The 18,996-nt window shown below is 58.5% G+C and carries 18 protein-coding genes and 1 tRNA gene; 15 read left to right on the plus strand and 4 right to left on the minus strand.

The genetic code is table 11. The annotated features are described in order from the left end of the window. Nucleotides 1-6: 6 nt before the first annotated feature. A tRNA-Val gene (locus VN622_12400) sits at nucleotides 7-83 on the minus strand. Nucleotides 84-240: 157 nt separating this feature from the next. Then, nucleotides 241-948, minus strand: coding sequence for a dipeptidase PepE (gene pepE, locus VN622_12405; protein ID HWR36661.1), 708 nt, complete (start codon nucleotides 946-948; stop codon nucleotides 241-243). Nucleotides 949-1,165: 217 nt separating this feature from the next. Between pepE and VN622_12410 the strand changes: the two genes are divergently transcribed. Together VN622_12410 and VN622_12415 are read left to right on the plus strand one after the other, a co-directional pair. After that, nucleotides 1,166-2,488, plus strand: coding sequence for an IgA Peptidase M64 (locus tag VN622_12410; GenBank protein ID HWR36662.1), 1,323 nt, complete (start codon nucleotides 1,166-1,168; stop codon nucleotides 2,486-2,488). A gap of 395 nt (nucleotides 2,489-2,883) precedes the next feature. After that, complete coding sequence (locus tag VN622_12415) at nucleotides 2,884-4,638, plus strand: winged helix-turn-helix domain-containing protein (GenBank protein ID HWR36663.1); 1,755 nt, start codon at nucleotides 2,884-2,886, stop codon at nucleotides 4,636-4,638. A 53-nt stretch (nucleotides 4,639-4,691) separates the two neighbouring features. Here the strand turns inward: VN622_12415 and VN622_12420 are convergent, their stop codons facing one another. Beyond that, entirely contained in the window at nucleotides 4,692-6,515 is a 1,824-nt protein-coding gene (locus VN622_12420; GenBank protein HWR36664.1) for an ABC transporter ATP-binding protein, read from the minus strand. A gap of 351 nt (nucleotides 6,516-6,866) precedes the next feature. Then, nucleotides 6,867-7,652: an HD-GYP domain-containing protein gene (locus tag VN622_12425; GenBank protein HWR36665.1), complete on the minus strand. Its 786-nt coding sequence runs from the start codon at nucleotides 7,650-7,652 to the stop codon at nucleotides 6,867-6,869. A 106-nt stretch (nucleotides 7,653-7,758) separates the two neighbouring features. Here VN622_12425 and VN622_12430 point away from each other — a divergent pair, with 106 nt between their 5' ends. The 13 genes from VN622_12430 to VN622_12490 all read left to right on the plus strand — a co-directional run bounded on the left by VN622_12430 (nucleotide 7,759) and on the right by VN622_12490 (nucleotide 18,952). Next, entirely contained in the window at nucleotides 7,759-8,445 is a 687-nt protein-coding gene (locus tag VN622_12430) for a response regulator transcription factor (protein HWR36666.1), read from the plus strand. After that, nucleotides 8,442-9,137 (plus strand): hypothetical protein, encoded by a 696-nt coding sequence (locus VN622_12435; GenBank protein ID HWR36667.1) that lies wholly within the window; start codon nucleotides 8,442-8,444, stop codon nucleotides 9,135-9,137. Before VN622_12430 ends, VN622_12435 begins: the two co-directional genes overlap by 4 nt. Before the next feature lie 59 nt (nucleotides 9,138-9,196). Then, complete coding sequence (locus VN622_12440; GenBank protein ID HWR36668.1) at nucleotides 9,197-10,393, plus strand: sigma 54-interacting transcriptional regulator; 1,197 nt, start codon at nucleotides 9,197-9,199, stop codon at nucleotides 10,391-10,393. Nucleotides 10,394-10,481: 88 nt separating this feature from the next. Continuing rightward, nucleotides 10,482-11,378: a HAMP domain-containing sensor histidine kinase gene (locus tag VN622_12445; protein HWR36669.1), complete on the plus strand. Its 897-nt coding sequence runs from the start codon at nucleotides 10,482-10,484 to the stop codon at nucleotides 11,376-11,378. Continuing rightward, complete coding sequence (locus tag VN622_12450; protein HWR36670.1) at nucleotides 11,375-12,724, plus strand: sigma-54 dependent transcriptional regulator; 1,350 nt, start codon at nucleotides 11,375-11,377, stop codon at nucleotides 12,722-12,724. The genes VN622_12445 and VN622_12450 overlap by 4 nt, the downstream gene beginning before the upstream one ends. Further along, the gene (locus VN622_12455; protein ID HWR36671.1) at nucleotides 12,721-13,080 is read left to right on the plus strand and encodes a flagellar biosynthesis protein FlgB; all 360 of its coding nucleotides are present in this window, start codon (nucleotides 12,721-12,723) and stop codon (nucleotides 13,078-13,080) included. The genes VN622_12450 and VN622_12455 overlap by 4 nt, the downstream gene beginning before the upstream one ends. Nucleotides 13,081-13,083: 3 nt before the next feature. After that, complete coding sequence (gene flgC, locus VN622_12460; protein HWR36672.1) at nucleotides 13,084-13,524, plus strand: flagellar basal body rod protein FlgC; 441 nt, start codon at nucleotides 13,084-13,086, stop codon at nucleotides 13,522-13,524. Between the two features lie 20 nt (nucleotides 13,525-13,544). After that, nucleotides 13,545-13,844, plus strand: coding sequence for a flagellar hook-basal body complex protein FliE (fliE, locus tag VN622_12465; protein HWR36673.1), 300 nt, complete (start codon nucleotides 13,545-13,547; stop codon nucleotides 13,842-13,844). 17 nt (nucleotides 13,845-13,861) lie between these two features. Continuing rightward, nucleotides 13,862-15,496 (plus strand): flagellar basal-body MS-ring/collar protein FliF, encoded by a 1,635-nt coding sequence (fliF, locus tag VN622_12470; protein ID HWR36674.1) that lies wholly within the window; start codon nucleotides 13,862-13,864, stop codon nucleotides 15,494-15,496. After that, nucleotides 15,493-16,512: a flagellar motor switch protein FliG gene (gene fliG / locus VN622_12475; GenBank protein HWR36675.1), complete on the plus strand. Its 1,020-nt coding sequence runs from the start codon at nucleotides 15,493-15,495 to the stop codon at nucleotides 16,510-16,512. Before fliF ends, fliG begins: the two co-directional genes overlap by 4 nt. Continuing rightward, nucleotides 16,496-17,191 carry a FliH/SctL family protein gene (locus VN622_12480; protein ID HWR36676.1) on the plus strand — a complete coding sequence of 232 codons (696 nt, stop codon included), beginning with the start codon at nucleotides 16,496-16,498 and terminating at the stop codon, nucleotides 17,189-17,191. The genes fliG and VN622_12480 overlap by 17 nt, the downstream gene beginning before the upstream one ends. Continuing rightward, entirely contained in the window at nucleotides 17,188-18,492 is a 1,305-nt protein-coding gene (locus tag VN622_12485) for a FliI/YscN family ATPase (protein ID HWR36677.1), read from the plus strand. Before VN622_12480 ends, VN622_12485 begins: the two co-directional genes overlap by 4 nt. A gap of 10 nt (nucleotides 18,493-18,502) precedes the next feature. Further along, the gene (locus tag VN622_12490; protein HWR36678.1) at nucleotides 18,503-18,952 is read left to right on the plus strand and encodes a hypothetical protein; all 450 of its coding nucleotides are present in this window, start codon (nucleotides 18,503-18,505) and stop codon (nucleotides 18,950-18,952) included. Nucleotides 18,953-18,996: the final 44 nt, after the last annotated feature.

Raw genomic sequence — 18,996 nt, forward strand, 5'->3', positions numbered from 1 at the left:
AAGAAATGGTAGGCACGAGGAGACTCGAACTCCTGACCTCTACCGTGTCAAGGTAGCGCTCTAACCAACTGAGCTACGCGCCTACAAAAGCGTCAGATGCGCTGGGAGCACATCTCTTCCCCCTTTCGGGGTTCGCCTGAATCCTATTGTAGCGATGGTTCTAGATTCTCGCAATTGGCATTGCAGCTTGCGCGGGGGAACCCGTAGCCGGAAACGTTTTCCCTCGCGCTGGCTATGTGTCTACAACGAGAGTTTTGCGACCGGCTGAGCTTCTTCCGGCTGCTGTCCGCGGCGGAAGATGCGCGCAGCGGCCAGTCCCTTCAGCCAGAGTTCGCCGTTGGCGACCCTGAGCATTGCGCCTTCGCGGAGGCCTATCACGGGCGTGTCATTCTCCTCCAGGTATTGCAGCAGCCGTTCTTCGCGGGTCTCGCCCATGTGACGCGAATCGGGATCGGGATCGATGTAGTGCGGATTAAGTTGGTAAGGGATGAGGTTAAGGGCGTCGAATGAAGGCGGCTCGACAATCGGCATATCGTTCGTTGTGCGGATGGTCGGACCGGCAACGTTGGAGCCGGCGCTGGCGCCCATATACGGCATGCCGTGCTCGACGCGGGCGCGTATCGCTCCGATGAGATCCTTATCGTAGAGAGCCTTCAGAAGCCGAAACGTATTGCCGCCGCCAATGAAAATAGCTTCTGCCTGTTGAACGGCGTTAAGCGCATCAGGCGCTTGGTGCAGTGAGTCAAGCTCAAAGCCCATGCGTTGGAAGCGTTCGCGAGCCTTTGCTGCATAGGCGTCGCAATCGTGCAGCGCGTAAGGAACAAAGAGAACGCGGCGCACAGAGGACAGGTGATCAAAAATCTCCGGCTCGGCATGATCGAGATATCCCGTACCGAAAACTGTGGAAGTGCTGATGAGCAGCAAGCGTCTGGACGAAGGAATCTGCATAAGGTCTCCGAATGAACTGTTAAAGGTAGCAGACGAGGGCTGCGGAACGAAACGGGTCAGATTCCGTTGGAATGTTGCAGTCGCGGTTTTACAATTCCCAGCCATGAGAAACAAGCTTACTTCCGTACTCGTCTTTCCTGCTTTCCTCCTGATCGCGATTGCGGCTTTCGCGCAGTCGCCGGGTTCCGCAGCAACGCCCAACGTACAGCCGCGGACGATGCGGCTGGACTACTACCACACCGGGAACGCGAAGGCGGAGATGTTCAGCGTGGACCGCATCGTGGTGGAGCCTCTGCCGTGGCCGGGAGATTTGAAGCGCGCGATCGACGAGACCAACCTCGGCAAGTATTTCTTCGAAGTGAAGGACAAGGCAAGCGGACGCCTGCTGTACTCGCGCGGCTTCGCGTCGATCTATGGCGAGTGGGAAACGACGGATGAGGCGAAGACGGCGAACCGCACGTTCAACGAGTCGCTGCGCTTCCCCATGCCTGAGGCTCCGGTCGAAATCGTGCTAAAAAAGCGTGACCCGCAGAATGAGTTCATGAACATCTGGACGACTGTCGTCGATCCCAAGGATATGTTCGTGGACAACTCTAAGCCGGCATCACCGGGGCCGCTGCTTGCGATTGAGAAGAACGGGGACTCCCGCAATAAGGTCGATTTCCTGATCCTCGGCGACGGCTACACGGCATCGCAGAAGGGCAAGTGCGAGAAGGACGCGCGCAGGTTGGCCGAGATCATGTTCGGCACAGAACCCTTCAAGCAGCGCAGGAAGGACTTCAATGTTTGGGCCCTGTGTCCGGCGGCGGCGGAGCGCGGGATTTCTCGACCTTCCACGGGCGTACATAAGCGTTCGCCAGCGGGCTCCAGCTATGACGCGTTTGGCTCTGAGCGCTACGTACTGACGACGGACAATCACGCGTTTCGCGACCTGGCTTCATTCGCTCCAAATGAGTTTGTCGAAATCCTGGTGAACAACAACACGTATGGCGGAGGTGGAATCTTCGGCCAGTATGGGACGGTGGCGGCGGACAGCTTATGGGCGCCGTACGTGTTCGTGCACGAGTTCGGACACCACTTCGCCGCGCTGGCGGACGAGTACTACACCTCCGACGTGGCGATGAGGTCTCCCGAGAAACTGATTGAGCCTTGGGAGCCGAATGTGACGGCGCTGCTGAATCCAGCGTTGCTGAAGTGGAAGGATCTTGTAGAACCAGGCACGCCGTTGCCTACCCCGTGGAACAAGGAAGCATTCGAAACGTATTCGCATCAAGTGCAGAACACGCGACGGCAGATCCGAAAGGACAATCGCCCGGAGAGCGAGATGGACGCGCTCTTCCACAAGGAGCGCGAGGACGAGGAGAGAATGCTTGGCGCAGAGAAGTACGCGCAAAAAGTTGGCGCGTTCGAGGGCGCGAATTACGAGCCCAAGGGCTACTACCGGCCGCAGACGAACTGCATCATGTTCACGCGTACCGAGCATTTCTGCCGCGTTTGCCAGAGGGCGATTGAACGAGTGATCGACCTGTACTCGCGATAGAAGAAGATGCTTCGACGAACCGGCCTGTGCGGTTCGCGACCTCCAGCACGCGTGGACCGCGGGCGTTATTGCTTCCCTACCGTTGTCGGATTGTGCGGAAGAACGATGTGGTCCGGTCCAGGAAACGGGGCTGTTCCAGAAGAACAGCCCCGATCCGGAGACCACCAACAACCCCCGTCCTCCCCCAAGTACGACGGCTGCTGGGTCCCACCCGAAGGTGGCGAGTAAGCATATTGCCGCGAGTACGTAATCGAGTGCAACCGCTCTCCAATGAACTCCGAATGAATTCTATGTGTCTCCATCTGAGACGTAGTTGGCTGTTACGAAATCGGAACAAAAGAAAGCTAGTTGGTATTGTCTGATTTGGAGCACTGTAGGCTTGGCTGCTCCGGCCCATGGATCGACCGAACCCAGTCCGATTCCGTTTTGGCTCCTTCGAGGCGGACCTCTCGACAGGAGAACTGTACGAGAACGCTGCGAAGATTCCTATGCAGGAGAAACCTTTTCTCCTGCTCGCAACGTTGCTTCAAGGCCAGGGAAGTGTTGTCACCCGCGAAGAAATATCAAAGCGGCTGTGGCCGAACACCCACGTACAAGTCGACCAGGGACTGAACGCAGCGATTCGCAAAGTGCGCTTCGCGCTGCATGACGACGCAAACGCTCCACATTTCATAGAGACGCTGGGTAGCCGCGGTTATCGCTTCATCCACCCATTCGAAGTGTTGCGCTGGTCCAGCGGGGGGCCGAGTACGTCTGGCAGAGGCGGCGAGATTCGCATCGCCGTGCTGCCGCTCGCAAACACTAGCGAACTGGAAGACTCAGTCATAAGTCGCCTTATGACTGAGCTGACGGCCCAACTTGGACGGTTGCACCCGCTAGTGCAGGTGATCGCTTCGGAGTCTGTGCCAGGCTATTGGGGCATACAAAAATCAATCGAGCAGATTCGGCGTGAGTTGCGAGTTGAGTACGTGCTGGTCGGGAATATTTGCAAGGCCGCTGTTGGCAATCAGGTTCGGATCACAACCATGCTTTTGCAGTCCGGCGACAGGAGTTGCGCCTGGGCGGAAACGTACGAACGTGGACCGGAACAGGTGTGTTCAAGCCCGGAGGAGATTGCAAATCATGTAGCACGGTCGCTAAAGAACAGGCTGCTGTCGCCGGCTGCGAACGAAGCCCGCCCATCCAAACCAACATTTGCGGTATACGAAAGTTACCTGCGAGGGCGCTACTTCTGGAATAAGCGAACGCCGCGCGACATCGCGAAGAGCATAGAGCACTTCGAAGCCGCAATCGCGCAAGACTCCGAGTGCTCTCTTGCGTACGCAGGTTTGGCCGACGCTTACAATTCACTCGGGGTACTGAACGTCATGGTGCCGCGCGATGCTTTCAAAAGGGCGGAGGCGGCAAGCAAACGAGCGTTGCAACTCGAACCGAATCTGGCTGAAGCATATGTCGCACTTGGGCTTTCAGAATTGGCGCTGGATCGCGATTTTCGTGCTGCCGAAGCTGCGTTCGCAAGGGCGCTCGCACTGGACCCCAATTATGGATATGGGCACGCCGCGCAGGCATACCTGCTTCTGGCGCAAAGCAGGCTGGAGGCAGCCATCGCCGTAATGGTGCAGGCTCATGAACTGGACCCGCTGTCGCTGCTGATCAACGCACTGCTGGCACAGATGTATTTCTATGCGCGTCGCTATGATGACGCCGTCGTCCAAAGCCAGCACACGCTTGAATTAGATCCGCACTTCCCCCCAGCCCGGACCTGCATGGCTCTGGCGTACCTGGCATCCGGTGATTTCTCCAAGGCAGTCAAGGAAGCTGAAGAGGCGGTGGATGCGGCCGCTGGCGCACCAATGCTGCTCGGTGAACTCGCTCATGCTCGGGCAGTCAGCGGCGACCGTGAGCACGCTCGCCGGCTCGTGATGGAGATTTGTGACATTCACCAATCAGCGGTTCCTAGCTATCACATCGGGTTAACTGAACTCGCGTTGGGAGAGACGGAGGAGGCCATGCGCTGGATCGAGAGGGCCTGGGACGAGCGCACACAACTGGTCCTGTTCCTAAATGTTGACCCGCGAGTCGAGGCCCTGCGCGGCAACCCGCGATTCGAAAAGCTGCTGCACGCTGAAACAGAGCACTCGAAAGCCTGAGCACTGCCCTCGGCCCAGCTCTGCCCTCCCTGTCGCGCTTGGTCCGTATCGAATTACTGGACCAGTTTCGAGCCGGAAGGAAAGCCACTGAGCAGTGGATCATTGCTCGGAGGCTTGCTACCCATTTGTTCTACGACCTGATTGAAGTCGCTCGTCTGCAGGATCAGGCGGCCTTCCTTCAATATGAGAATCATGTCGCATCGACGCACGGTGCTGAGGCGGTGGGCGATCATGAACGTCGTGCGCCCGACAACAAGATTATCGATAGCGTCCATGATCGCGGCTTCCGTCTTGATATCAATGGCCGAGGTAGGCTCATCGAGTATGAGCAACGGGGCGTTTTTCAGGAAAGCGCGCGCGATAGCTATTCGCTGACGTTCGCCCCCCGAGAGACGCAGCCCGTTGTCTCCAATCTGCGTGTCGTAACCCTGGGGCAGGCGGGATATAAACTTGTCAGCGTTCGCCGATTTAGCAGCGTCTACTATCTGGGCGCGGCTGGCGTCTGGACGCGCGTAGGCGATATTGCCGGCAATGCTGGTCGAGAACAGCATCGGCTCCTGCATAACAATCGAAAACTGATTGCGCAGGTCGGCGATGCGGAAGTTGCGCAAATCAATTCCGTCCAGGCGTATACGACCACAGGCGGGATCATAGAAACGCGTCAGCAGATTGATGAGGGTGCTCTTCCCAGAGCCGCTTGGCCCAACGATGCCGACGCGACAACCTGCCGGAATATAGAACGAGATATCGTGCAAGACGCGACGGTTCTCGCCGTACTGGAACGAAACGTTTTCGAACGAGACATCGCCGCGGATGGGCCGAGTGGTGGTTACGGACGTGTTCTCGCCAAGCTCCGGCACTTCGTCAAGCAACGAGAAGGCGCGCTGCACACTTGCGATGGCCCCCTGTAATTCCGGGATTTTCGCGCTGATGGTACGTAGCGGCTCATAGAGCTGCGCCATGTACGCCATTACCATAAAGAGTTCGCCGACGCTGATGCGTCCGGCCTGCACCTGCTTCACTCCAACCAGGAGTGCGGCGGCAGTGCCGAGGGCGATTGTGAGCCCAATGAAAACGTGGAAGCTCGCCTGAATGGAGGCAAGGTGAACCTGCTCGGACATTCGCAAGCGCGACTTGCGGCGAAACAGGTTGTCCTCAAACTGCTCCTGGCCGAAGGCTTTCACTGCGCGCACGGAGGACAGCGCTTCATGCAGAACCAGCATCGCCGAGCTGTCGAGTTCTTTAAGGCCGTCGTAGCCCGTACGGACCTTTCGGCTGGAGTTGCGTGCAAGCAGGTAGAGCAGCGGCGAAAGTAGTAGAGCGATTGCGGCCAGTTGCCAGTTGATGCGAGTGGTGACGTAGAGCATCGCAAGGAAGCTGAAGACGGCTGTCACCATCGGAAGGATTCCCTGCACCAGGATGTTCTGCACGGCGGGTGCATCGTGCTGGATCCGATATGCGGTGTCGATGTAGCCGCGGCGATCATGGAATCCGAGGCTCAACCGCTGGGCATGCCAGAGCAGTTGACTGCGGAAATCGAGCACGAGCTTCTCGCCCGTGTAGGTCTGCAGCAGCCAGGCTGCGAGCGATTGCAAACTGACGAGCACAGCAATCCCTAGGAGCAGTCCTGCGGCGACAACGACGGTCCCGGGGTGGCGGGCGGCGGAAACGGGCAATATCGTCGAAAGCCAGGACGGTAAAGCATCGTGACCAAGGACTCCGTCGACGGCTATCTTGAGCGGCAACGGCGCAAGCAGCGACAATGGCGTAGAGAGCAAACTTAGTGCGGCAATCGCGCACAGGTGTGGCCAGCATGGGCGCGAGAGAACTGCGAGACGCTTGCAGAACAGATGGTTTTTAGCGGAAAACTTCAGCACACAATCCCTGCAACGAACGACCTGAGATATTTGGAAAGCCTCGGGCAAGGCTTCCGCCACTTGAAGCTTGGCTATTCAGGATAGAAGTGCCAATCGGGAACGACAATTAGGTAGCGTGTTTAGTTCGTAGCGGGACGGGCCCTAGTACCGGGTACTCAACACACCACCTCCGCACCAAAATGGGACGCTGCGCGAATCGGGAATGTGAATATCGATTACGCACCCGCGGCTATGGAAACTACTGAAGTCCTGCGTCATGCTTGCCGAACACAGAGAACCCATGTCGCGCCCAAGAATTCGTATAGGCAACCGAAGGACGGCGACGTACACGAACTCAAATTGTGTGCTGAACTATTGCACTGTGCGAGGCGGGCACTCGCGCTCGGCAGAGACGCGCAGGTCCATCAACGTGGAGTCCGGTATGCGGAGGAAGAGCTGAGTCAACCGCGGATCGAATTGCGTGCCGGCGCACTCGCAAATTTCGCTTCTCGCTTCTGCAAATGTAAGTGCTTTGCGATAGCAGCGGTCGGAAGTCATGGCGTCAAGCGTGTCAGCGAAGGCAAAGATGCGAGAACCGAGAGGAATCTGATCGCATACCAGACGATCGGGATATCCGGAACCGTCATACCGCTCATGATGATGCCGGATGATGGCGGCGCTGTCGCGAAAGTGATCGATACGGGAAACGATCTGTTCGCCAACAACGGAATGCTCTTTCAGCAGAGCGAACTCTTCGGTCGTGAGCTTGTCCGGCTTGAGAAGAATGGCGTCAGGAACGGCGAATTTCCCAATGTCGTGCAACAGGGCAGCCTGCTCGAGTTGTGGAAGCAGGGCGGCGGGATAGCCGGCGAGCCGTGCCATATGCGACGTGTAGGCGCGAACACGGAAAGAGTGCGCGGCGGTTTCATGCTCGCGCGCGTCGAGCGCAGCGACCAGGGCCACAAGCGTGCTGCTGTAGCTGCTATCGACCTTGCGCATCGCAGCTTGCAGTTCGAGCGATCGACGCTGCATGGCAGATCCGAGCGACTCCATTTCATCATTGGAGAGCGCAGAGTCTTCCTGGATATCGATGATGAGGCGGCGAATATCAGGCTCGTCATTGATCACCAACACCTTGGGACGGGTATACGTCAGCATCGAAGACTCCGCGGCACGTGCGACAAGGCCTATACAGAATGATCGTCAAAGACGCGACAACACTTGAGTGGAACCGAGACGGCAAACTTTAAAGGCAGGCGAGTCGATGAGAATCCTGGTTGTAGAAGACGATGCACCACTGGCGAGTTTCGTGCGCAAGGGCCTCGAGGCCGAATGTTACGCCGTTGATGTTGCGTGTGATGGCGAGCAGGCGCGCGACATGGCCCTGGAATACGAATACGACCTCGTGGTGCTGGACCTGAATCTCCCCAAGCTGGACGGGTTAGCGGTACTGAACCTTTTGCGTCCGGCTAAGCCTAACCTCCCCGTATTGGTTTTGACCGCGCGCAGCCGCGTGGAGGATCGGGTGCAGTCGCTCGATCATGGCGCCGACGATTGCCTGAACAAGCCGTTTTCTTTCACAGAACTTTCGGCAAGAGTTCGTGCGCTTCTGCGCCGCGGACGTGCAGCCACCGGCTCGGTACTGAAGGTTGAGGACCTTACGTTGGATCGAATCGAGCGTCGGGTGGAGCGCGGCGGAAAACGGATCGAACTTACATCGAAAGAGTTTGCGCTGCTGGAGTATCTGATGCGCAACACTGGCCGTCGCATCACGCGCTCAATGATCGTGGAGCACGTCTGGAACATATCCTTCGACACGGCGACGAATGTGGTCGATGTATACATCAATTACCTTCGAAAGAAGGTTGATGAGGGCTATACACCGAAGGTGATTCACACGGTTCGAGGTGTGGGCTATGAGATGCGCGGCCAGCAGGAGCCAATGGCATGAACGCCGAACAACCGCGCGACCCTGATCAGATCGCGGACCGACAGCGCCTTGTCTCCGACATTTTTCACACCTTGAGCCAGCCGCTGACCTCATTGCACTGCTCACTCGAGCTTGCATTGCGGAAGCGCATGAGTTCCGCCGAATATCGCGACGCGTTACAGATTGCACTCGATCTAACTGAGGAGGTAATGCAGTCGGCTGTCTTCGTACGGCAACTGGTTGAGGCTGAAGATCCGGGCACAACTGTTGCGATAAACCTCAACGCGGTGATGACCGAGCTATTGCAGGACTTCGAGCCAATTGCCGAATCGCAGCATGTGCGAGTGCGAGCTGACCTGGCCGGAGAACTATGGTTCCGCGGCGATCTCGAACGAATGCGCCGTGCCTTCTTCTGCCTGCTGGACTCCGTCCTGCACGATTGCCGACGCGGATCATCGCCCCTGGTGAGCAGCCGTGATGAGCAGGGCTGCATCGTTCTCCGAATTCTCGCGGATGGCGACGAACGGCGAAGTATCGCAGCGGTCGCCGGCGATCGCTGCTTCCAACTCGCTGCACGCATGGTGAGTGCCATTGGAGGCAGCCTTGAATCCCAGCGACAGGGCGGGAGCACGATGCTCACGTTGCGACTACCTCGCCTGGAGAACTGCGACGAAAGCGTATCGGCGCGATGTCAGCCCGGCTTTAGTAAATAAGGGTCATTTAATGTTCTTCTAATCGCTTCCTAACGTTGCTCGGTTAGAAATTACTCATCATGAGCACAGCACTAGTTTCCTGCGGCACACAAACGCACGGCATCCTTGTCGCGAGTTCAAATGAGTTTCTTCGGCGACGTATCATCGAGACGCTCAAGACTCGCCGATTGCCGGCGCAGGAAGCGTTAGGTGGCGCCGATGCGCTTGGCAAGCTGGAAACAACCCGCTGCCGGCTTCTCTTGCTGGATCATCACCTCGCAGATCTGAATGCAACAGATGTTGTCGACGTGATCGAGGCGAAGTATCCGTGGACGGAAGTGGTATTGCTCGACCCAGACACTGGCCGTTTCTTGCTTCCTCCCAACGCCGGTGACTCCCCCCGCATGTACGAGATCTTCTCGGCATTGCAATCGGCGGATGGACACGTACACACGTGTGCTTCGTCGCGCAGCGCTGAGCGTATTGCAAAAATGGTGGAGCCACTCACCGGCATGGTTGGCACTTCCGAAGCTATGCAGCATCTGTCTCGCCTCGTGCGCCTGGTTGCGGAAAGAAACACGACGGTGCTGCTTACGGGTGAAACCGGTACTGGCAAGGAACTTGTTGCCCAGGGCATCCATGAACTGAGCGGCCGCGCGCAGCGGCCCATCGTTACGGTGAATTGTGCGGCCATTCCCGAGGCGCTGCTGGAAGCCGAACTCTTCGGCTACACGCGTGGCGCGTTCACAGGTGCCGTGCAGTCTCGCGTTGGACGCATCCATGCCGCACAAGGTGGCACGCTGTTTCTGGACGAGATAGGAGAACTGCCGCTGGGCTTGCAGGCTAAGCTCTTGCGATTTCTGGAAGAAGGCGAGGTGCAAAGGCTTGGCAGCTCCGACGTGTTTCGCGTCGCCGTGCGAGTAGTAGCGGCGACAAATGTGCAGGTCGAGCAGCGAGTTGCAGAAAAGCAATTCCGCGAAGACCTCTATTATCGTCTGGCTGTTTTCCCCATCGAAATTCCGCCACTACGCGAACGAGGCAATGATGTACTCACAATTGCCGAGCACTTCCTGCGCAAGTTCGCCACCACGCGCGCCACTCTCAGCGAAGACGCACGGCAGATGCTGACGCGTCATGCGTGGCCCGGCAATGTCCGCGAACTCAAGCATGTCATGGAGCGCGCCAGCATTCTCGCCGGAGATGCGGAAGAGATCACAACTGAGCACATTACGATTCGTGGCATGGGAGCGCGCGACCGCTCAAGACGCGTGAACTGACCTGTAAGAGCTTTCTAACGTTCGGCATCTTCCGCTGGCACCAGGTTTGCAGGGTGATAGGCATATGTTGCCCAATAGCAATGCGACTGTGGATACAGCATCAGCCGTGCTCCGTGTTCCGATGGCGCGCAGCGCAGACTCGCACGGTGACGAAAGCAGACTCGCGTCGGCATTCGCATGGTTTAGCGAAACGGCGGGGTCGCTGGAAAGATCCTACGGACAACTTCAATCTGAGTTGGCCCGCTTGCGTCATGAACTGAAGAGCGCCCAGGGCGATCTGGAACGCGAGCGCGAACAGAAGCGCAAGTTGGAAGCCCTAGCTGAGATGTCAGCCGTTCTGGCGCACGAAATCCGGAACCCACTGGCAAGCCTCGAACTGTTCACTTCCCTGCTTGAGACCGCGCCTGAGTTGGGTAAAGAGAGTCACTCGTGGGTTCTTCAAATGCAAGGCGGCCTACGCACACTAAGCGCAACCGTCAATAACGTCCTCCACTTTCATAACGGACCATCTGCACAGTGCGTCCCAACGCATTTGGACAATCTGTTGAGGATGACCGCCGAGTTCCTCCGTCCGGTTGCTTCGCAGTCGGGCGTCGAAATCGTATTTACCGGAGGACTGGACGGTGCGCACGTGATTGCCGATCCACACCAACTACAACAAGTGCTACTCAACCTGTCGCTGAATGCTTTCCGTTACGCGGGAGTTGGCGGGCGATTGACGATCGTGACATCTACCACGAACTCCGCTCGCGGAAATTTCGCAAGAGTCGAGGTGCGCGACACTGGCTGCGGCATGACGCCCGAGACTGCCGCGAACATCTTCGAACCTGGCTTCACGACAAGGCCGGGCAGCGCGGGGCTTGGGCTCGCCGTCTGCAATCGGATCATGCAGCGGCACGGTGGAACCATCAAAGTGGAGAGCGAGCCCGGCAAGGGCACGACCTTCGTTCTCACCTTTCCGTTACAGGGCAAGGGCCAAGCATGACGACCGACGCGAATCGACAGGTTCTGGTGGTGGATGACGAAGCACCGATGAGGACGGCCCTGCAAGCTAGTTTCCGCCGGCATGGTTGGCGGGCAGAGACTGCGAGCGGCGTTGCCGAAGCGCGAGCGCAACTCGATCGCGCTTCGTTCGGCCTGGTCGTCACCGACGTGCGCATGTCGGATGGCAGCGGTCTGGAAGTGATGCGGCACGTGCGAAACAATTCACCTTCGACAGCAGTCATCGTGCTTACCGCGTTCGGAAATGTTCCAGGCGCTGTTGCCGCAATGCGCGACGGCGCTTGCGACTACCTGGTGAAACCGATCTCCTTCGAGCAATTGCAGGCAGCGGTGGAGCGTGTCATGGCACGCGCCGGAGCGCAACCGCAAGTAATTCAACCGAGCTCCGCGCAATCGGAATTTCCTTGCATCATCGGCCATTCTCCGGCCTTGCTTCGTGCTCTGGAGCGGGCGCGGCAGGCGGCCTCGACCGACGCAGACGTACTGATTGAAGCTGAGAGTGGCACCGGAAAGGAACTACTCGCCCGATTGATCCACGAAGCAAGCCCACGACGCGGACAACCATTTGTGGCTGTGAACTGTGCGGCCTTGCCCGAACCGTTGCTGGAAAGCGAACTCTTCGGTCACGTGCGAGGCGCGTTTACCGGCGCACTCGCAACGAAGCCGGGAAAATTCGAATTGGCGAACGGTGGGACGCTGCTGCTGGATGAGGTGGGTGAAATGCCACTCAGTCTGCAGCCAAAGTTGCTTCGCGTATTGCAGGAACGAGAGGTTGAAAGGCTGGGGGACACGCGCCCCGTCAAGGTTGACATACGAGTCATCGCTACGACGAATCGCTCGCTGGATGAACTGGTGCGCAACGGCGAGTTCCGCGCAGATCTCTACTACCGCCTGAACGTGATTCCCCTGTCCCTGCCACCGCTGCGCGAACGTCGCGAGGACATTGGCGAATTGGCTGAGTTTTTCGCGCGCAAGTACGCCGGCGAAAAACATATGCAGCTGTCGCATGATTTCGTGCGCGGCTTGCAGGAACATCCGTGGACGGGGAACGTTCGCGAGTTGGCAAATTTCATTCGGCGCGTAACCGCATTGTGTTCAGGAAACGAGATCGGAAGCGAGTTCCTTGAGTTTGGCCGCCAGGCCGAGAAGAGGGTCGCCGCGCTGGAACCAGGAGTTTCGCTGCGCGATCTGGAACGCAAGCTTCTGGAAGTGACGCTGGCGGCCACCGAGGGAAATCGCACGCGAGCCGCCGAAATGCTAGGCGTCAGCCTGCGAACCGTGCGCAACAAGATACGTGACTACGGGCTGCCACCGAGGAGGTTCGCATGAACGACGCATCAATGACGAGCACACCAATGATGCAGGTGCTATCAAAATTCCTGGACGTGACGGCGTACCGGCAGACGCTCATCGCAGGCAACATGGCGAACGTCAACACGCCGGGCTATCGCACGCTGGACATTGATTTTCGCAACGAATTGCATCGCGCAATGGCGTCCGAAGAAGAGGTTTCGTCGTTTGCCAAGCCGGTAGCGGGCCTGATCGAGCGTCCGGACGGGAACAACGTTAGCCTGGATCGCGAGGGCCTCATGATGGCGCACAACCAACTACAGTTCCGCGCCGGCGTGGCCTTGCTGCGCAGCGAATTTCGTCGCGTGGCTTCGGCGATCAATGAGGGGAGATAAGCAATGAACCTGTTCGGAGTTCTCGGAATCAGCGCCTCAGGCTTGCAGGCAGAGCGGCAGAGAGCGGAAGTGGTCGCCGCAAACCTGGCAAACGCGGAGACCACTCGCACGCCAGAGGGCGGACCGTACCGGCGTCGCCAGGTGATCTTCGCCGCTCAGGGCAAACCGCAGTTCGGGCCGAGGCTGGCAATGTCGACTCGCGAACTTTCAAGCGCGCGTGGCGTGGAGATCCGCGACGTGGTTGCCGATCCATCGATGCCCGGCGAGCGCTTCGATCCGTCGCATCCGGACGCGAACGAAAAGGGCTACGTTGCGTATCCCAACATCAACCCCGTCGCGGAGATGGTGGACTTGATGTCGGCGGTGCGCTCCTACCAGATGAACGCGGCGGCGGTAAACGCCTCCAAGCAGATGATTCAGCAATCGATCGAAATCCTTCGCTAAAGAAAGGCATGACCGTGGTGATGAACACGATATCCGCAGTGCGCGTTCCGACCGAGATACAGGCACCAACAGCAGACCGGACGAACACGGCAGGCAAGGCGTCCGGGTTTATGAGCACGCTCGAGGGAGCGATGCAGGACATCGAAAGGTTGCAATCTTCGGCGCAGGACAAAGTGACAGCGCTACTCGATGGAAGTGGGCAGGACGTTCACAGCGCCATGATTGCCGTGGAACAGGCTGACCTCTCGTTCCAGTTGATGATGCAGGTGCGCAACAAGATCGTAAATGCATACCAGGAAGTTTCGCGGATGCAGTTCTGAGTAGGGACGACAACTAAGTGGACACCGGTAACAAATCCATGGGATCGGCGCTGGCGCAGTTGGGCGAGTTCGGAAAGAGCCTTTCCATGCGTCAGCGAATGCTTTTGGGCGGTGGCGCGGTCCTTGTCGGCCTGACGCTGTTCGTCTTCGTACGACTAATCGGCAAGCCGGAGATGAAGCCTCTGTATTCGGGCATGAACCCTGCCGAAGCGCAGGCTCTGGGCGCACGGCTCGGCGAAAAGAACGTGCGATTCGAGATGTCGCCGGACGGAACTTCTGTGAGCGTTCCAGCGGACCAACTGGATGCGAGTCGACTGGAACTGGCGCAACAGGGGATGCCGCACAGCGGACGGCTCGGCTTCGAGCTTTTTGACAAGCCGAACTGGGGGGGCAGCGACTTCAGCGAGAAGGTCAACTATCAGCGTGCATTAGAAGGCGAACTGGAGCGCACGATACAGACGATGAGTGATGTCGAGGCCGTGCGCGTCCATCTGGTCATGCCAGCCAGTTCCGTTTTTACCGAGCGCGAAAGAGAGGCCAAAGCGGCCGTCATCCTGAAGTTGCGGAGTGGACGGCTGCCAGAGACGTCGCAGCTGGGCATTGCGCGCCTGGTCGCAAGCAGCGTTGACAAGCTGAAAGCCGAAAACGTGACCGTCGTGGATGCCGACACGAATCGGCCTCTGAACGCGGAGGCGTTGGCAGGTGTATCGGCAGGGATGCAACTGGACGAGCAATTGGCAGCGCGGTTGGTGAAAACGCTGGAACCTGTGGTGGGTGCGCAGCGTGTGCGGGCAAGCGTGAAACTGGAATACGACCTGAGCACGAGTGAAGAAAGCCAGGAGAGTTATGACCCGAGCAGCGCAGTGGCGCTGACAATGCAGCGTAGCGAAGAGAGGTCTGGCACCGGCACTACGAGCGGAGTCGCGGGCACGGCTAGCAATGTTCCGAGCGCGACCGGCACTGCCGCAAAGGTCGGCAACGATGAAGGAAGTCAATCCTCCAAGAGCGAGAGTGGCACATATGCCGTAAACAGGATTACGAAGCACACCATGTTGCCGGCCGGACGACTGAAGCGGATCGCGACGGCGCTACTGGTGGACGACATCGTCGAACTGAAAGATGAGAACGGCAAGCGCTCCGAGAATCGTCGCAAACGCACCAACGATGAGATGAAGCAGATCGAGGACTTGGCGAAGGCGGCAATCGGATTCGACGAGTCGCGTGGCGATGTTGTCTCGGTGCAAAACCTATCGTTCCAATCGATGCCGCTGGAAGTACCGCCTGCACCATCAGCTCATCAGAAGGTCAGAACAATATTGAACAACTGGTCGCCCGCCTTGCGTTACGCCTCATTGGCATCGCTGTTCCTGATGATGTACCTGCTCATGCTGAGGCCGTTGAAGAAACAGTTGATGACATCGTTCCGGGAACTACCCGCGCGCATGGCTGCCGCGAAAATCGCCGCGAAGACGGGTCAAGCTACGAACGTGATCAGCGCGGAAACGGACGGCGAACTGCTGGACACCTCCGCGCCCGCGGAGGTGAAGCGTGTTGCGGCATTAAAGCGTCAACTCACGGAAAGGGTGAAGGCCGAACCAGCTGCGACCAGCCGGCTTGTGCAAACTTGGATACGTGAAGGAGGTCTCGAGTGACCGCGCCGGCCGCGAGTCTGAAGGGAGCTCGTAAGGCGGCGATCCTGGTTGTGTTGCTGGGTGAAGAGGTAGCGTCCAATATTTATCGCAATCTTTCCGAGCGGGAGTTGCAGCGCATAACGCAGGAAGTGGCTGAGCTGGAATACGTCTCGCCGGAGATGGCGGAGCAGGTATTGGAAGAGTATTACAGGCTGACGCTGACGCAGGAGTATCTCACGCAGGGCGGCAGCGAATATGCGGCAAAGATCCTGGTAAAGGCCTTCGGGGAGGAGGGCGCACGGTCACTCCTCGAGCAGGTTGCGCGTGCGCAGGAACTCAGTGCCAGTAAACTCGATTCGCTTCAGAAGGCCGACCCGCAGCAGTTGGCGAAGTTCCTGGAGAGCGAACATCCGCAGACGATTGCTCTGATCCTGGCGCACCTTGATGCGAAGCAGGCCTCTTCCCTGCTGATGAAACTGCCGGAGCAGATACGCGCCGAGTCGGTGAAACGACTTGCGCAGTTGCGACAGTTCTCGCCGGAGATGGCGCAGAAAGTTTCGGTGGTCCTGCACAAGCGGCTTCAGAGTTTGGGCGAGCAGAGCCGCCGCACTTACGCAGGCTTCAAGGGCGTTGCCGACGTCCTGAACCGATTGGACCCATCGTCCGGAAAGATGATCCTGGAGATGATCGAGCGAGACGAGCCAAAGATTGCAATGAGCATTCGCAACCTGATGTTCACGTTTGACGATCTGCTCGGCGTCCCGGAAAGCGGCATTCGCGAAATACTGGCGCAACTCGACAAGAAGACTCTCGCAATGGGGCTGAAGGGAGCGCCAGAGCAGTTACGTAATCACATCTTCAAGTCCATGTCATCGCGTGCGGTGGAGATGTTGAAGGAAGACATGGAAGCGCTTGGGCCTGTGCGCTCGCGAGATGTTACGAAGTCGCAACAGGAAGCAGTCGCTGTTGCGCGCAAACTCGAATCAGAGGGCAAACTCGTGCTGAAAACCGAAGGAGAGGATGAGTACGTTGTCTGAATCAGCGTGGCAGGCAGCCGCGGCCGGAGTAATCGAATCTTTCGATTATCCCCGCGCCGGCAACAGAACACTGTCGGAAGCTCCGAACGGCCAGTGGACGCCCCCAAGTATCGCCGTAACTCCGGACGACCCGACGGCGACCGAGCAAGCTGCGGAGAAGGAACGGCTCGCTCGCGAGGAAGGCATCCGTGAGGGAGAATTGCGAGCTCGAACGGCCTTTCAGGAAAGTCTTGCGGCGGAGCGGCAAGCCATAACAGACGCCGTGCAAGAGTTCGCAGAGGAACGCGCTGTCTATTACGACAAGGTAGAAGGAGAAGTCGTACAGTTCGCGCTTGCGATGGTTCGCAAAGTACTGGACCGCGAAGCGCAGGTGGATCCAATACTACTCGCCGGCGTTGTGCAGGCTGCGTTGCAGCGGTTCGAGAGCGGCACACGGGTGCTGTTGCGTGTGCACCCGTCGCAAGCTGCGGAATGGCGGGAGTTTTTCACACGCCGCCCGGACGCTCGAGTTGCGCCCGAAGTTTTGGAGGATGGCGCGGTCAGCAGAGATCACTGCGTCCTGCAAACGCAAATGGGTTTTTCTGAGTTGAGCATTGAGGGTCGGCTACAGGAAATCGAGCGCGGCATCTTCGATGTGCTGGCGCAGCAACAACCGGCAGCGGCGCAGGTACTGCAGTGAGCGGCACACTCGATCCGTACTTCAACCGACTGGAGTCTCTCTCACTAACACATTGGAGCGGCAAGGTCGTCCAGGCGATTGGAAACCTGATCGAGTCTGAAGGTCCATTCTGTTCTGTGGGCGAGTGCTGCGACATCGTCAACGACTCCGGAACACATTTCCCCGGCGAAGTCGTGGGATTCCGCGGACCGATCGTACTGTCCATGGCGCTCGATAAACCTAGCGGCATCCGCTTCGGCAACGTTATTACCACGCGTGGACAACGCGCCACAGTGCCCGTCGGAGATGGCCTGCTCGGGCGCGTTATCGATGGCGCAGGAATTCCGATCGACGGAGGCGGCGCAGTTAGCGCGACTGCACGGCGAGAGCTGGAAACTTCGGCACCGTCGCCACTGGAGCGCCTTCCTATACGGGAGCCCCTGGGATGCGGTATACGCGCAGTCGATTCCTTCCTCACCTGTGGCCGAGGTCAGCGCGTAGGCATTTTCGGCGGCAGCGGCGTAGGCAAGAGCACGCTGATTGGCATGATGACGCGTGGCACCGATGCCGACCTCACCGTTCTCGCACTGGTGGGAGAACGTGGCCGAGAAGTCGGTGAGTTCCTGGAGACGATCGGGGACGAGGGGCGCCGCCGGTCAGTCGTGGTAGTGTCAACGTCCGACCAATCGCCCCTGCTAAGAATTCGCGCGGCACTTACTGCAACCACCATCGCCGAGTACTTCTCAGGCACGGGAAGGAATGTGTTGCTCGTCGTCGATTCCTTGACGCGCTTCGCAATGGCGCAGCGAGAAATCGGTCTCGCGGCCGGTGAACCGCCAACGGCGAAGGGGTACACACCCTCTGTCTTCAGCCTGCTAGCCCGTGTTGTTGAGCGCGCGGGACGCTTCCAGCGCGGCAGCATAACCGCGTTCTACACCGTCTTGATGGAAGGTGACGATCAGCAGGACCCGCTGGTGGACACCGTTCGCTCCCTGCTCGATGGACACATCGTTCTGGACCGCCGATTGGCTGCACAGAACCACTATCCTCCTATCTCAATCCTGGATAGTCTGAGCCGCTTGATGCCGGCCGTTGCATCCCGAGAACATCTGACGAAAACCGGGGCTCTGCGCAGCTTGCTTGCGCTCTATTCGCGCTCAGAAGATTTGATCCGCGTAGGCGCGTATCAACGCGGAAGCGACCGCGAGCTTGATAAAGCGATTGAATTTTCGCCAGTGCTCAACGAGTTCTTGCGGCAGAGTCCCGATGAAACGCCGGCACTCGCGCGCAACGTCGAACGTCTACTCGCGCTGCCAAGCTAAGGACTGTGCGATGCGGTTCCGTTTCCCCCTACAATCGCTGCTGAGATACAGAGAAAACCTGGAAGAACATGAACGCGCTTTGCTCGAGCAGTTCACCCGCGAGGCGTCGATCTTGCGCGAGCAGCTTGCGACCATCGAGTGCTCGCGCTTGCTGCAACTGCGGCATGACGCCGAAACCCTTGAGGTACACGGGCTGCGCGGATCGGAAATGCAGTTCGCGGCCGAGTGCCACATCAACTCATCGTTGAGGCACGTCCGCCTGACTAAGGAATTGGAAGAAGTTGAACGCAAACGCTTCGATCAGCAGGGTCGCTATGCGGCAGCGCGGCAACAACGCGAGGTGCTGGACAGCCTGCGCGACACGCAGAAACAAGTCTTCGATCGCGAAGTGCTACGCCACGATCAGAATGCTTCGGACGATCTGTTCCTCATCCGCCGCACTATGGACAAGCTTGCCTAGCAAAGTAGGCAAATGTTGCCCGAAGCGCACCTTCCCTTCCCCCC

This window comes from Clostridia bacterium, from assembly GCA_035561135.1.
In the GTDB taxonomy this organism is placed as follows: Bacteria; Acidobacteriota; Terriglobia; order Terriglobales; family Acidobacteriaceae; genus DATMYA01.